Here is a 14498-nt window from a genome sequence, read left to right as displayed (position 1 = left end):
CCAAGGATCAGCCGCTATGAAAAGCCCTCAACCGACCGTGTCCATGGCGGATAAAGTTGCCTTGATCGACAGCCTCTGCGCCAAGGCGCGGATCCTGCCGGTGATCACCATCGCCCGCGAACAGGACATCCTGCCGCTGGCCGATGCCCTGGCAGCCGGTGGTTTGACCGCATTGGAAGTGACCCTGCGTTCCGAGTTCGGCCTCAAGGCCATTCAGGTCCTGCGCGAGCAACGCCCTGAACTGTGCACCGGTGCCGGCACCGTGCTCGACCGCCACATGCTTGAAGCTGCCGAAGTGGCCGGTTCGCAGTTCATCGTCACCCCAGGCATCACCCGCGACCTGCTGGAGGCCTCGGTGCACAGCCCGATCCCGCTGCTGCCCGGCATCAGCAATGCCTCGGGCATCATGGAAGGCTATGGCCTGGGCTATCGTCGCTTCAAGCTGTTCCCGGCCGAAGTCAGCGGTGGTGTGGCTGCAATCAAGGCCCTGGGCGGCCCGTTCGGCGAAGTGAAGTTCTGCCCGACCGGCGGCGTCGGCCCGGCCAACATCAAAAACTACATGGCGTTGAAAAACGTGATGTGCGTGGGCGGTAGCTGGATGCTTGACCCTGAGTGGGTCAAGAATGGCGACTGGGCACGCATCCAGGAAGTCACCGCTGAGGCTCTGGCGCTGCTGGATTGATCTGATTTACCGAATCGTTGTTGCTGTGCTTAACGGCATTTTTGCGGTGCACTTGGTCGGTGTACCGCTTTTTTTTGCCCGCTGAAAAGTGCACCACAACCGGAAGGAGCCCGGCTTGCCGGCGATGGCGCCATCGAGGTAGGTGCAAGTCTTGCGGGCCTCATCGCCGGCAAGCCGGGCTCCTACAAGGTATGGGTGTTCAGTTCGGTAATGGCTTTAACCAAGGCATTGATATCCGTTGCTGACGTCACCAACCCCGGCGTTACCCGGATACAGGTACCAAACGACGCACCTACGCGCGTCGTGGTGAACAGGTTGTAGTCCTTGAGCAAACGCTCCGTCATCACCTGCTGATCCCGTCCTATAAACTTGAACGCCGTAATTCCGCAATAAAGGCGCGGATCGTCCGGCGTCAGCACTTCGATCCCAGGCAGTACCCGCACCTGGCTTGCCCATAAGTCCCGCAAGTAGTTCACCCGCGCACCCTTGGCCGCCGCGCCGCCCAGTTGTCGGTGCTCTTCCAAGACCAGTGGCAAGGTCATCAGCGCCGGGAAATTCGGCGTGCTGTAGGGCGTACGTGCGCGAACGTCGGTGGCGGGGTAGTGGAACTCGCCCATGTCCGGATCAATGTCTGCCAGACGCTCTGGGGCGATGTACAGAAAGCCCAACGTCAGCGGGGCGCCAATCCATTTGTGCAGGTTGAAACCGGCAAACTGGATCCCCAATTCGGCCAGGTTGAATTCGATCTGGCCCAGGGCATGGGCGCCGTCGAGGATCACGTCGATGTGATGCTCGCGCGCAGCCTGGGCAATCGCGGCCACCGGCATGACAAGGCCGGTGCGGTGGGTCACGTGGGTCAGTGCCATCAGTTTCAAGCGCGGGTACTGCACGAATGCATTGCGATACGTCTGCACCAAGCTGTCGAAACTCGCCGGGTGCGTGTGGGACAGTTCGATGACTTCCACGCCGCGATAGCCCGCCAGCCAGCGCATGGCGCCTTTCACGGTGTCGTACTCCAGGTCGCTGATCAGCACCTGATCGCCCGGTTGCAGGCGGTTGTAGTTGCGGATCAGCGATTGCAGGGCTTCGGTGGCATTGCGGGTGAAGGCCACTGCGGCGGGGTCGGCGTCGATCAGCCCGGCCAGTTGGCAGCGGATCGCGTCATTTTCGCCACGCTCGAATTGCTGGCGCACATGCAACGAGTTGCTACGGTTGATAAACGCAACGTGTTCCAGGTACTGCGCCTGTACTGCTTGGCTCATGCGGCCGAAGTAACCGTTTTCCAGGTTGATCGGGCCGGGCTCCAGCGCGTAACGCTGGGCGATGGTGTACCAGTGAAGCTCGTTGTCTGCATTCCGTGGCATGGGCTGGGCTCTTAATGACGAGGGGCGGGTTTGCCGTGTTTTGCGCGCAGCGGTTCTAACAATTCAGCCAAGCCGTTGCTGTCGATTTCCTGCATCAGGGCCAGCAGACCACCCAGCTCGCCATGGGGGAAACCTTCGCGGGCAAACCAGTTCAGGTAGGGGCCGGGCAGGTCGGCGATGATCCTTCCCTTGTATTTGCCGAAGGGCATTTCGCGGGTGATCAGCAGTTCGAGTTTTTCAGGATTCATGAAGGCTCAGGTGTTTGTATCGAGAGCTTGGAAAATACAGGCATTCTGCATGAAGGCCAAATGACAGATCATGCAAATAACGTACATACAGATGGTTCAATTTATCGTAAGTTATTGAAATATAAGATTAATTTAATTTTTGAAAACCTGGCACGGGCGCTGCAACCACTAAGACAACCTTCTAACCCGTACAAGGAATTGAAAAATGACTGACATCAATAAAGAATCGATCTCCGTACTGAACGACCTGATCGAGACCAGCATCGACGGCCAAAAGGGTTTCAAGGAGTGCGCTGAAGACATCAAGCACCCAGAACTCAAAGCCCTGTTTGCCAAGCGTTCCGCTGACTGCGCCACCGCCGCCGCTGAACTGAAAACCGCCGTACGTGCCTTGGGCGGTGATCCGGAAGATTCCGGCAGCGTTGCCGGTGCCCTGCACCGTGGGTGGGTCGACGTGAAGTCTATGGTCACTGGCAAAGATGAAGAAGCAGTACTGAACGAAGCCGAGCGCGGTGAAGACCACGCGTTGAAGGCTTACCGTGAAGCGATCGAAAAGATCAACAAGCACAACCTGTTGGGCATTCGTGACCTGGTTGAGCGTCAGTATCACGGCGTACAACGCAACCACGACCAGGTGAAAGCCCTGCGTAACCAGGCTCGCGCTCAGTCTTGAGGCGTAGCTGAATAAGAAAAGCCCCGCTGATGCGGGGCTTTTTTATGCGCAAGGATTAGCCAATGCTGATCGGCGGCAATTCGGTCAAGGTCACGACTTGCTGCTTACGCGGCGCGAGGATCTCCGCCTCACCGTCCACCACCAACTCATCACGCTGGTTGAACACACGGGTGGCGATGCGCACGCGGAATTTCGGCAGCTTTTCGAGGATTTCCAGGCGCACTGTCAAGGTGTCGCCGATCTTTACCGGCTTCTGGAAGCTCATCTGCTGGCCGATGTAGATGGTGCCCGGCCCAGGCAACTCGCAGGCAACGGCCGCGCTGATCAAGGCGCCGCTGAACATGCCATGGGCGATACGCTCCTTGAACATAGTCGCCTTGGCGTACTCGGCGTCCAGGTGCACCGGGTTGTGGTCACCGGACATCGCGGCGAACAGCTGGATATCGCGCTCTTCCACCAATTTGCTGTAGTTGGCGGTCTGGCCGACTTCGAGGGCTTCGTACGGGGTGTTGGTTACCTGGGTCATCTAAAGGTGCATCCTGTGGCTAATCGGTAATTTAATTGACTGATTTTAAACAAAAAATTATTCGCAGCGAGTCGGCCTGCGTAATGTCAGCGCCTGGTCGAGCCACGCCAGCACATCCGCTGTGACAGCATCGCGGTTGGTTTCGTTGAACACTTCATGACGCGCCTGCGGGTAGACAGCCAGTTGCAGGTGCTGGCAGCCGGCGTCGCGCAACGCCTCGGCCAGACTGTTGAGACGCTTGCCCTCACTCACCGGATCACATTCGCCGCCCATCACCAGGATCGGCAGGCCCGGATCGATCTGAGCGAGATTGGACGCTTTGCTGATCTGCTGCAAGCCGCCTAGCAGGTCGATCCAGAGCTGGTTGGTACAGCGGAACCCGCACAGTGGGTCGTTGATGTACTTGTCCACCTCATCCGGGTCACGGCTGAGCCAATCGAAGGCGGTGCGATTGGGTTTGAACGCTTTATTGAACGAGCCAAACGACAGGAATTCGATCAGCGCACTACGCCCGCGCAACCCCTGGCGCAGGCGCTCGAACCGCGCGATCACCCGCGCGGCGCGGTACAGCGCCACCGGCTGGAAGTTCGAGCCACTGAGAATCGCCCCATCCAGGCTGGCGCTGTGGTGCAGGAGGTAGGCCTGGGCGATGTAACTGCCCATGCTGTGGCCCAGCAGAATGATCGGCAACCCCGGCTGCTGCTGGCCGATATGCTGGTTGAGGCTGGCCAGGTCGCCCACCACCTTGTTCCAGCCGTCCTTCTCGGCGTACAGGCCCAAGGTGCCTTCATCGGCGGTACGGCCGTGTCCGCGCTGGTCCAGCGCATACAGGCCGTAGCCGGCGCCGCACAGGGCCTCGGCTAGGCGTGCATAGCGTGCACTGTGTTCGGCCATGCCATGGGACAGCATCACCACGGCCTTGGCCGGGCCGTCGGGCATCCATTGATTGACGTACAGGCGGCTGCGGTCATTCGCGGCCAGCCAGAAGGTGCTGTGGTTCATGGCGCTTCCTTTGCTCAGGGTCGTTGCAGTGTATAGCTCATCTATTGAAGGGCAGCGTATCTGTCTATGCATCCTAGGCATCAGGGGCAAGATTCATACAATCAATGACACGATTTAGCGTATTTGCCTGTTTGGTCATAGCTGCTAACGTCCCCAAAGCTCCGCTTTTTATAGCGTTAGGAAAGCGGCCGGACACACTCAGGTAAGAGGACAAGAATAATGCAACCTGATTTCTGGAATGACAAACGCGCGGCGGGCGTTCCCAATGACATCGACCTGTCTGCCTACAAGTCGGTGATCGAGGTCTTCGAGCGCTCCTGCAAGGCTTTTGCCGACCGTCCGGCATTCAGCAACATGGGCATCACCCTGACTTACGCCGAGCTTGAGCGCCAGAGTGCGGCGTTCGCCGGCTATCTGCAACAGCACACCGACCTCAAGCCGGGCGACCGCATTGCGGTGCAGATGCCCAACGTGCTGCATTACCCGATTGCCGTGTTCGGCGCCTTGCGCGCCGGGCTGATCGTGGTCAACACCAACCCGCTGTATACCCCGCGCGAGATGCGTCACCAGTTCAAGGACGCCGGCTTACGTGCGCTGGTCTACCTCAACCTGTTCGGCTCGCGGGTGCAGGAGGTGTGCAGCGACACCGAGATCGACTACCTGATCGAAGCCAAGATGGGCGACTTCATGCCCGCCGCCAAAGGCTGGCTGGTCAACACCCTGGTCGACAAGGTCAAAAAGATGGTCCCGGCCTACAGCCTGCCGCGCGCGGTGTCGTTCAAGCGCGCACTGCGCATGGGCGCGGGCCTGGGCGTGACGCGCCACCCGGTGACCCTGGACGATATCGCCGTGCTGCAATACACCGGCGGCACCACTGGCCTGGCCAAGGGCGCAATGCTCACCCACGGCAACCTGGTGGCAAACATGCAACAGGTGCGCGCCTGTATGTCCCAGACCGGTGAGGACGGCCACCCGTTGATCAAGGAAGGGCAGGAGGTGATGATCGCGCCGCTGCCGCTTTATCACATCTATGCCTTCACGGCGAATTGCATGTGCATGATGGTCTCGGGCAACCACAACGTGCTGATCACCAACCCGCGGGACATCGGCGGCTTTATCAAGGAGCTGAAAAAGTGGCGCTTCACCGGGCTGCTGGGGCTCAACACGCTGTTCGTGGCGTTGATGGACCATCCTGACTTCAAGTCCCTCGACTTCTCCCACCTCAAGCTCACCAACTCCGGTGGCACTGCACTGATCAAGGCCACTGCCGAGCGCTGGCAGCAGATCACCGGTTGCGCCATCGGCGAAGGCTACGGCCTCACGGAAACCTCTCCGGTGGCCAGCACCAACCCCTACGGCAATAAATCCCGCCTGGGCACCGTGGGCATCCCGGTGCCGGCCACGGCGATGAAAGTGATCGATGATCAGGGCGTCGAGTTGCCCTTGGGCGAGCGTGGCGAGCTGTGCATCAAGGGCCCACAGGTGATGAAGGGCTACTGGCAGCAACCGGCTGCTACCGCTGAAGCGCTGGACGCCGAAGGCTGGCTCAAGACCGGTGACATCGCGGTGATCGACGAAGATGGCTTTGTGCGCATCGTCGACCGCAAGAAAGACCTGATCATCGTCTCGGGTTTCAACGTGTACCCCAACGAAATCGAAGACGTGGTAATGGCTCACCCGGCCGTGGCCAACTGCGCGGTGATTGGCGTGCCGGACGAGCGCACGGGGGAGGCGGTGAAGCTGTTTGTGGTGGCACGTGCCGAAGGGGTGAGCCTTGAGGAGCTGAAGGCTTACTGCAAGACCAATTTCACCGGGTACAAGGTGCCCAAGCACATTGTGTTGCGGGAGTCGTTGCCGATGACGCCCGTGGGCAAGATTTTGCGGCGTGAGCTTCGCGACATCGCCTGACCTCGAATTGAAATGCAATCAAAAATGTGGGAGCGGGCTTGCTCGCACCGCCGCTCCCACATTTGTCTTGTGTTGGCCTGAAGAACCCATTCCAGAGCCTTTTCCGGCGACATTTCAGCAATGTCTAAACCGTGACCAAATATTGTAGGACAGTCGCGTTTATGACCGCAGGGCCCATCTTTGGCTCTAGGCGACCTTTGGCAAAGCTGCTACTCTCGGCGCGCTTTGTGACGTCTCGGCCTGCTTGAAAGCGCCAGATTCACCTAAAAAAACATACACCAATAATAATCGCATCAAATGCGATGATGAATTCGCGTCGCTGACGTCGCTGAGGAGTGGGCTTCCATGAACGAAGACTTTTGGAAGGATAAGTACCCCGCCGGGATTGCTGCAGAAATCAATCCAGACGAGTATCCGAATATTCAGGCGGTACTGAAGCAGTCCTGCCAGCGCTTCGCCAACAAACCGGCTTTCAGCAACTTGGGCAAGACCATCACCTACGGTGAGTTGTACGAATTGTCCGGCGCCTTCGCCGCGTACCTGCAACAGCACACCGACTTGAAGCCCGGCGATCGCATCGCCGTGCAACTGCCCAACGTCCTCCAGTACCCGGTTGCCGTGTTCGGTGCCATCCGTGCCGGGCTGATCGTGGTCAACACCAACCCGCTGTACACCGCGCGGGAAATGGAACACCAATTCAACGACTCCGGTGCCAAGGCCCTCGTCTGCCTGGCCAACATGGCGCACCTGGCGGAAAAGGTCGTGCCCAAGACCGCCGTCAAGCATGTGATCGTCACCGAAGTCGCCGACCTGTTGCCGCCGCTCAAGCGCCTGCTGATCAACAGCGTCATCAAGTACGTGAAGAAAATGGTCCCGGCCTATCACTTGCCCAACGCGATCAAATTCAACGACGTGCTGGCCAAGGGGAACGGCCAACCGGTCAACGATGCCAGCCCGGCCAGTGGCGATGTGGCGGTGCTGCAATACACCGGCGGCACCACCGGCGTGGCCAAGGGCGCGATGCTCACCCACCGCAACCTGGTCGCCAACATGTTGCAGTGCAAGGCGCTGATGGGCTCCAACCTCAATGAAGGTTGCGAGATCCTGATCACCCCGCTGCCGCTGTACCACATTTATGCGTTCACCTTTCATTGCATGGCGATGATGCTGATCGGCAACCACAACATCCTGATCAGCAACCCGCGCGACCTGCCGGCGATGGTCAAGGAACTGTCGAAGTGGAAGTTCAGTGGATTTGTCGGCTTGAACACGCTGTTCGTGGCGCTGTGCAACAACGAGGCATTCCGCAAGCTGGATTTCTCCGCGCTGAAGGTCACCCTGTCCGGCGGCATGGCCTTGCAATTGGCCGCCGCTGAGCGCTGGAAGGCCGTGACCGGGTGTGGCATCTGCGAAGGCTACGGCATGACCGAAACCAGCCCGGTGGCCACCGTGAACCCGATCCAGCACATCCAGATCGGCACCATCGGCATTCCGGTGCCGTCCACCGTGTGCAAAGTCATCGCTGACGACGGCACTGAACTTGCCCTGGGTGAAACCGGCGAGCTGTGCGTCAAGGGCCCGCAAGTGATGAAGGGCTACTGGCAGCGCCAGGATGCTACCGACGAGATGCTCGACAGCGAAGGCTGGCTCAAGACCGGTGACATCGCGATCATCCAGCCCGACGGCTACATGCGCATTGTCGACCGTAAGAAGGACATGATCCTGGTTTCGGGTTTCAACGTGTACCCCAACGAGTTGGAAGACGTGCTGGCAGGCCTGCCGGGCGTGCTGCAGTGCGCCGCCATCGGTGTGCCGGACGAGAAGTCCGGGGAACACATCAAGCTGTTTATCGTGGTCAAGCCGGGCGCTACCCTGACCAAGGACCAGGTGATGGAGCATATGCGCGCCAACGTCACCGCCTACAAAGTGCCCAAGGCTGTGGAGTTCCGCGATGCATTGCCGACCACCAACGTGGGCAAGATCCTGCGCCGTGAGTTGCGTGATGAAGAGTTGAAGAAGCTCGGTCTTAAAAAGTAACCCCATAAAAAACCCCGCCGAAGCGGGGTTTTTTATTGAGGGGGGGTTACAGCGCGAACTGCGCGAATCCCACGCCAGCACCCGCCGGACGCACATCCTTCAAGAACGAATCCTTGTCCGCACTCAGCTCCAGCGTAATCTCCGGCTTGCGCTTGCCGGCGTTGCGTACCACCAAGCCTTCGATGTGCTCACGCAAAAACGCCGTCGGCACCTTCAGGTGCAGCAACTGGTCAGTCTCGGCGTTGTGCATCAACAGGTGGATCCACTCGTACTGGCCCACGGCAATCCGGCCCACTGGCAGGTCGAACCACCAGATGTTGCGTTTGCGGTCCAGGTCGGTGAAGTGGCAGTTGTTGACGCCGAGTACGGCACCGCCCAGTTCGGTGTTTCGGCGGGCGATGGCCTGTGCTTTATTGAGTTTCATAACCTTCCTACGGGATCTGTTATTCAGCGTGTGAGCCTGAATGTGCCGGGCATTCTCAGGGGTTGGCGGCAAAACATAAAGCCAAACCTGCGGCCGGCGATGAAATGCGTGGGTAAAAATAATTGAAACTCTGCTGAACGGCCTCGGGTCAATCTTTAGGTAATGACCCAAAACCCTTGATTGTTCTTTCGGAGAAATACCATGAGCAGTACATCTGACAAGGTTAAAGGCGTGGCAAACGAGGCGGTCGGCAATATCAAGCAAGGTGTCGGTAAAGTCACCGGCAACGACAAACTGCGCGCTGAAGGTGTGGTCCAGGAAAAGAAAGGCGAAGTGCAAAAAGCGGTAGGCGACACCAAGGACGCGGTCAAAAAAGCGACCAAATAACACTGAATCGCTGGCTGGTTACACGCAGCCCGACGGCCATCCACGGATGGCCGTTTTTGTGTCACCTGATGCGGTTAAAGTTTCGAAATTGTTTCAAGGTCGCCAAATAGGCTACCTTGATGTAGAAAACGGCCCCTGAGTCGCCCACGAACTCAACCTTTTTGCGGCGAAAGGAGACGCTATGATTTTTCCGGTTCTCGATGGTCTCAAGCTGCACAAAGTGCTGCTGCGCACCGTCAAGGAATTCGTCGATGACGAAATGCCCACGTACGCCTCGGCACTGGCCTACCAGATGCTGTTCTCGCTGTTTCCCTTCCTGCTGTTCCTGATTGCCCTGATCGGCTTTCTGCACCTGCCCGACTTTTTCACCTGGCTGCGCCTGCAGTCGGAACTGGTGTTGCCGCCGCAGGCGCTGGAGCAGGTCAACCCGGTGATCGACCAGTTGCAGCAATCCAAGGGTGGCCTGCTGTCGGTGGGTATCGTGATCGCGCTGTGGACAGCCTCGGCCGGTGTGCGCCTGATGATGAGCGCGATGAACGCCGCTTATGACGTGGTTGAAGGCCGACCGATCTGGAAGCGCTTCCCGCTGTCGATTTTCTACACCGTTGGCATCGCCGGCATGCTGCTGGCCGCCGCCGCACTGATGGTGCTGGGCCCGCAAGTGATGGAGTGGCTGGCCGGGCAGATCGGCATGCAGGAGTTCGTGGTCACCCTGTGGACCATCCTGCGCTGGCCGTTGATCGTGATTTTGCTGATGTTCGCCGTGGCCCTCATGTACTACGTGATGCCCGATGTCGAACAGAAATTCCGCTTCATCACCCCAGGCTCGGTGTTGGCGGTGGTGGTGTGGATCGTTGCCTCCCTGGGCTTTGGCTACTACGTCAAAACCTTTGCCGACTACAACGCCATGTATGGCAGTATCGGCGCAATCATCGTGTTGCTCCTGTACTTCTACATTTCCGCCGCCGTGCTGTTGCTGGGCGCGGAGATGAATGCGGTGATCGAGCACATGTCCGCCGAAGGCAAGGATCCGGGTGAAAAAGAGTTCGATGAGCCCGGCCACACCGATGAAAAACAACACGTCTCAGGCCTCGGCCGGGACCACTCCAAGCCCACTGCCGATGAAGTCTGATCGATGATCCGTGAAATCCTGAAAATGGGCGACGAGCGCCTGCTGCGTATCGCGCCCCCGGTTCCGCCGGAAATGTTCGACAGCCCCGAGCTGTGGCAATTGATCGATGACATGTTCCAGACCATGGAACACGTGGGCGGAGTCGGCCTGGCCGCTCCGCAGATCGGTGTCGACCTGCAATTGGTGATCTTCGGTTTCGAGGCCAGCGAACGCTACCCGGACGCGCCGCCGGTGCCGCAGACGATCCTGATCAACCCGCTGATCACGCCGTTGAGTCCGGTGCTGGAGGAAGGCTATGAAGGTTGCCTGTCCGTGCCGGGTTTGCGGGGTGCGGTGGATCGCTATCAGCAGATTCGCTACGAAGGCTTTGATCCCAAGGGTGAACCCATCGTGCGCTTTGCCGATGGTTTCCATGCGCGGGTGGTGCAGCATGAATGCGATCACCTGATCGGCCGGTTGTACCCGTCGCGGATCACCGACTTCAGCAAGTTCGGCTTTATCGAGGTGATGTTCCCGGACTTGGATCCCACGGCCGACGATTGATCCTGCATCTGAATGTGAGGCTGCTTGTTGTGGTGAGCGGGCTTGTTATGGTGAGCGGGCTTGCCCCGCGCTGGGCTGCGAAGCGGCCCTATCCAAGCCACCGCGGCGCGTCAGGCGCACTGCGGTGAAAGGTTTGGGTCTGCTTCGCAGCCCAGCGCGGGACAAGCCCGCTCACCACAGAAAAGCGATACTTCAATAATTGTTATCGGGTCGGTTTAATGAACCGCAACGTCATCCGATCCGACTCCCCGATCGCCACATACTTCGCCTTGTCCTGCTCGCCCAATCTCAGCGTCGGCGGCAACGTCCACACGCCAGCCGGGTAGTCCTTGGTGTCCTTCGGGTTGGCATTCACCTCACTCTGGCCCGCCAGCTTGAACCCGGCATCGGACGCCAGCTTCACCACCTGCGCGGTGGTCAGGTAACCGCTGTCCTTGATCGTTTCCAGATCCGCGCCATCCTTGGCCCGGTGATCTTCCACGCCCAGCACGCCGCCCGGTTTCAGTACCTTGTAGAACGCGCTGAACGTGGCCGGCGCAGTACCTGCCTCGACCCAGTTATGCACATTGCGGAACGTCAGCACTGCATCTGCCGACGCGGGTTTGCCGAACACCGGGGCCTTGGGATCGAACTCGACGACTTCAGCCTTACCGTACCGAGCCGGATCAGCCACGAATTTCTTTCTCAGGTTCTCTTCGGACGTGCGCGCGTAGGCGCTGCTGCTCGCCGCCTGCACTGCGGCGATGTAGTGCCCATGATCCTTGAGCAGCGGCGCCAGCACTTCGCTGTACCAGCCGCCACCGGGGGTGATCTCGATCACCGTCTGCTTGGCGCCCAGGCCAAAGAATTCCAGCGTCTGTTGCGGGTGGCGATAACCGTCGCGGGCGCTGTTGGCAGGGTCGCGCCAACTACCGGCGAGTACGCTCTGGTACTGCTCGGCGGTGATGGCTGCGTCGGCTGCCTGGCTCAAGACCGGGACGAGCAGGGCGGTGAGGGAGAGAGCTGCAAGCGTCGTTTTCATGATCATCCTGTAAAGGGCCACTGTGCCGCCGAGGCTAGCATGGGCCCTGCAGGCGCTGATCACACATTATCTGCGGTCAACCTCACCAAACGATCTAAGCCCATCGCGATCATGGGTTTGTTGCGCTTGTAGCGTACCAAGCGTTCGCTGAGGGATTGCGGCAGCACGGTGTCCTGAGTGAAGCCCATGCGTTGATACAACCCTTCCAGGTCTGGGTGACACAACAACCACAGGGTGCCGTCGACATCGGCAACCGCTGCCTCGATCACCCGCGCCGCCAGCCCTTGGCCGCGATAGGCAGGGTCAACGAACACCCCGGTCAACCATTGCCCACCTACCACGGGCGTCAGGCACAACCCGGCGACAATCTCACCGTCCCGCGCCACCCACAAACGCCCACCCTTGAGCGCCTTCATCGACGAATTGTGGTTGCGGTAAAACTTGTTCAGCAGCGGCCACAGCGGCTCTGCCAGCGGTTCGATGTTCAATTCGGGCATGGTGTTCAGGCAGCGTTATCCAGGGCCGGGGATTATAAGCGCCTTCTGCCGGGCAATAGGTGGTATACCCAGTGCTACATCCCCTGTCAGTGGAGCATGCATCATGGCCAAAGGTATGGATTCAAAGAAAGCCGCGAAGAAAAAACCGGCAAAGACCGCGGATGAAAAACGCGCCGACAAGAAAGCCAAGAAAACCGAGACAGGCCTGTTCGGTCACTGAGTTACAAGCTTAGAACCAAACGATCTGCAAGATTTTCGCGCCTCGTTGCACAGAGCAGGAAACACCTGCTCTGAGCTGCCGATGGCCAACTACCTTGATCCGACCCAACGCCGGGAAATCGAAGCCCTGGCCACCACCTTTACCGCAAGAACCGAATGGCCAACCTGGCTGCTGCTGATCGGCGTGTACGCCGGTTGGTTCGCCGTGATCCTGGGTAGCCATTGGCTGGGCTTGGGGTTGAGCCTCTTGCTGCTGATTCCTATCGTGACGCTGTGGCTGTCGGTGCAACACGAATTGCTCCACGGCCATCCCACCCGTTCGCTGCGGCTCAATAAGCTGCTTGGCTATGCGCCCTTTGCCGTGTGGTATCCCTACACGCTGTACCGCGACAGCCACCTGTTGCACCACAACGACGAAGACCTGACCCTGCCGGGCATCGACCCGGAAAGCCGCTACCTCAACCAGCAGCAATGGGACACCAGCTCGCTGTTCGAGCGTGGCGTGCATTGGCTGACCAAGACGGTGCTCGGCCGCTTCCTGCTGGCGGCGCCCTTGGCGATTGGCCGTCTGTCCCGTCACGAATACCGGCGGCTGCCCCAGGTGTGGCCGATGTGGCTGGCCCACAGCGCCGTTACCGTATTGATGCTGGGTTTCATCGCCCACTACAGTGCGCTGTCGGTGTGGCATTACCTGCTGCTGGTCAGCGTGCCGGCCTTGTCCCTGGCCTCGATCCGTTCCTACTATGAACACCGCCCGCACCTGCAGCCGGAGCAACGCACGGTGCTCAACGAAGCGTCCTGGCCGTGGACCTGGCTGTTCCTCAACAACAACCTGCACTTGGTGCACCACGACCTGCCGAAACTGCCCTGGTACTTGCTGCCCACGGTCTACCGCGCCCGGCGTGAGCAATGGGTGGCGCGCAGCGGCGGCTTCCTGGTGCAGGGCTATGGCCAGTTGATCAGCCGTCACGGCGTCAAGGCCATCGACAGCCCCCGTCACCCTTTTGCGTGAGAGATGACCATGAGTGACCACTATGCTGAGCTGTTGATGTATGTCGCGCCCGCACCGATCGAACAGGCCAACCAGCAGTGGATTGCGCGCATCCTCGACCACCTGGGCATGGGGCGACTCGACGCCGCGCATCTCGACCTGCACAGTCTGTGGCTCGCGCCTGAATTACTCCTGACCCAGACTTGCGGTTATCCATTGATGACCCAGCTGCGCGGGCAAGTCCGTGTCATTGGCCGCCCGCGCTGCGAGCTGCCCCACAGCAGTCAAGGCGAGCACTGCAGCCTATTGCTGACCCGCGATGACAACGCTCGCTTTACCCTGTCGGACTTCTACAACAGCCGTGGCGTTATCAACGGTCACGACTCCAACAGCGGCATGAACCTGCTGCGCGAACGCCTGGCACCCTTGCAACGCGACGGGCGTTTCTTCGCCAGCGTCGCCATCAGCGGCGCTCACCGCGAGAGCCTGCGCTGGCTGCGCGAAGACCGCGCCGACCTCGCCGCCATCGACAGCGTCACCTACGACTACCTGGCTCGTTTCGCGCCGCAGGAAGTGGCGGGGCTGCGCATCGTCAGCCGTAGCGCACCGAGCCCGACCTTGCCCTATATCGGCCCATTGGGCTTGAGCGATGAACAGGTCATTCAACTCCGCCAGGCCATGAATCAGGCGTTGCAGGACTTGCCGCAAGTCGCCGAGACGCTGGGCCTGCAGGCCGTGCTACCCGCCAGCGAAGACGACTACGAAGTGCTCCTGGACTACCAACGACAGGCCATCAACGCCGGCTTCCCGATACTTCAATAAGGTTATATAAAAATACCTTTTA

The 14498-nt window shown here is 59.6% G+C and carries 16 protein-coding genes; 9 read left to right on the top strand and 7 right to left on the bottom strand.

What is annotated here, in order from left to right; translation table 11 throughout:
• Nucleotides 1-16 precede the first annotated feature (16 nt).
• A complete protein-coding gene (locus tag U367_RS0115460) occupies nt 17-682 on the top strand; it encodes a bifunctional 4-hydroxy-2-oxoglutarate aldolase/2-dehydro-3-deoxy-phosphogluconate aldolase (protein WP_025858441.1) in 666 nt (221 codons plus the stop codon).
• Nucleotides 683-864: 182 nt separating this feature from the next.
• Here U367_RS0115460 and U367_RS0115455 read toward each other — a convergent pair whose 3' ends face one another.
• Nucleotides 865-2046, bottom strand: coding sequence for an aminotransferase class V-fold PLP-dependent enzyme (locus tag U367_RS0115455; protein WP_028617695.1), 1182 nt, complete (start codon nt 2044-2046; stop codon nt 865-867).
• 11 nt (nt 2047-2057) lie between these two features.
• Nucleotides 2058-2294, bottom strand: coding sequence for a DUF3820 family protein (locus U367_RS0115450; RefSeq protein ID WP_028617694.1), 237 nt, complete (start codon nt 2292-2294; stop codon nt 2058-2060).
• Between the two features lie 205 nt (nt 2295-2499).
• Between U367_RS0115450 and U367_RS0115445 the strand changes: the two genes are divergently transcribed.
• Nucleotides 2500-2967, top strand: a complete 468-nt coding sequence (locus U367_RS0115445) for a ferritin-like domain-containing protein (RefSeq protein WP_003175720.1) — start codon at nt 2500-2502, stop codon at nt 2965-2967.
• Nucleotides 2968-3022: 55 nt separating this feature from the next.
• Here the strand turns inward: U367_RS0115445 and U367_RS0115440 are convergent, their stop codons facing one another.
• Both U367_RS0115440 and U367_RS0115435 read right to left on the bottom strand, forming a co-directional pair.
• Nucleotides 3023-3493 (bottom strand): MaoC family dehydratase, encoded by a 471-nt coding sequence (locus tag U367_RS0115440; protein WP_028617693.1) that lies wholly within the window; start codon nt 3491-3493, stop codon nt 3023-3025.
• Nucleotides 3494-3550: 57 nt separating this feature from the next.
• Nucleotides 3551-4495, bottom strand: coding sequence for an alpha/beta hydrolase (locus U367_RS0115435; RefSeq protein ID WP_028617692.1), 945 nt, complete (start codon nt 4493-4495; stop codon nt 3551-3553).
• 219 nt (nt 4496-4714) lie between these two features.
• Here U367_RS0115435 and fadD2 point away from each other — a divergent pair, with 219 nt between their 5' ends.
• A complete protein-coding gene (fadD2, locus tag U367_RS0115430; RefSeq protein WP_028617691.1) occupies nt 4715-6403 on the top strand; it encodes a long-chain-fatty-acid--CoA ligase FadD2 in 1689 nt (562 codons plus the stop codon).
• Between the two features lie 345 nt (nt 6404-6748).
• Nucleotides 6749-8440, top strand: a complete 1692-nt coding sequence (gene fadD1, locus U367_RS0115425; protein ID WP_028617690.1) for a long-chain-fatty-acid--CoA ligase FadD1 — start codon at nt 6749-6751, stop codon at nt 8438-8440.
• A 46-nt stretch (nt 8441-8486) separates the two neighbouring features.
• On the opposite strand, the gene U367_RS0115420 is transcribed toward fadD1, so the two are convergent.
• Entirely contained in the window at nt 8487-8864 is a 378-nt protein-coding gene (locus U367_RS0115420; RefSeq protein ID WP_010208214.1) for a hypothetical protein, read from the bottom strand.
• A 201-nt stretch (nt 8865-9065) separates the two neighbouring features.
• On the opposite strand from U367_RS0115420, the gene U367_RS0115415 reads away from it, so the two are divergent.
• From U367_RS0115415 to def, 3 genes are all read left to right on the top strand, one after another.
• Nucleotides 9066-9251, top strand: coding sequence for a CsbD family protein (locus U367_RS0115415; protein ID WP_028617689.1), 186 nt, complete (start codon nt 9066-9068; stop codon nt 9249-9251).
• A gap of 181 nt (nt 9252-9432) precedes the next feature.
• Nucleotides 9433-10383 (top strand): YihY/virulence factor BrkB family protein, encoded by a 951-nt coding sequence (locus U367_RS0115410; protein ID WP_016975971.1) that lies wholly within the window; start codon nt 9433-9435, stop codon nt 10381-10383.
• Nucleotides 10384-10386: 3 nt separating this feature from the next.
• Nucleotides 10387-10926, top strand: a complete 540-nt coding sequence (gene def, locus U367_RS0115405; protein ID WP_028617688.1) for a peptide deformylase — start codon at nt 10387-10389, stop codon at nt 10924-10926.
• A gap of 202 nt (nt 10927-11128) precedes the next feature.
• Here the strand turns inward: def and U367_RS0115400 are convergent, their stop codons facing one another.
• Together U367_RS0115400 and U367_RS0115395 are read right to left on the bottom strand one after the other, a co-directional pair.
• On the bottom strand, nt 11129-11947 hold the full coding sequence (locus tag U367_RS0115400) for a class I SAM-dependent methyltransferase (protein WP_028617687.1): 819 nt from the start codon (nt 11945-11947) through the stop codon (nt 11129-11131).
• A gap of 59 nt (nt 11948-12006) precedes the next feature.
• Complete coding sequence (locus U367_RS0115395; RefSeq protein WP_028617686.1) at nt 12007-12444, bottom strand: GNAT family N-acetyltransferase; 438 nt, start codon at nt 12442-12444, stop codon at nt 12007-12009.
• 301 nt (nt 12445-12745) lie between these two features.
• On the opposite strand from U367_RS0115395, the gene U367_RS0115385 reads away from it, so the two are divergent.
• A complete protein-coding gene (locus tag U367_RS0115385; protein WP_028617685.1) occupies nt 12746-13675 on the top strand; it encodes a fatty acid desaturase in 930 nt (309 codons plus the stop codon).
• Nucleotides 13676-13684: 9 nt separating this feature from the next.
• Complete coding sequence (locus U367_RS0115380; RefSeq protein ID WP_028617684.1) at nt 13685-14476, top strand: phosphate/phosphite/phosphonate ABC transporter substrate-binding protein; 792 nt, start codon at nt 13685-13687, stop codon at nt 14474-14476.
• Nucleotides 14477-14498 lie beyond the last annotated feature (22 nt).

Origin of the sequence: Pseudomonas canadensis (assembly GCF_000503215.1) — a bacterium.
Classification (GTDB): domain Bacteria; phylum Pseudomonadota; class Gammaproteobacteria; order Pseudomonadales; family Pseudomonadaceae; genus Aquipseudomonas; species Aquipseudomonas canadensis.
The sequence above is the reverse complement of the archived record's forward strand: the minus strand, read 5'-3'. Positions and strand labels throughout refer to the sequence as shown.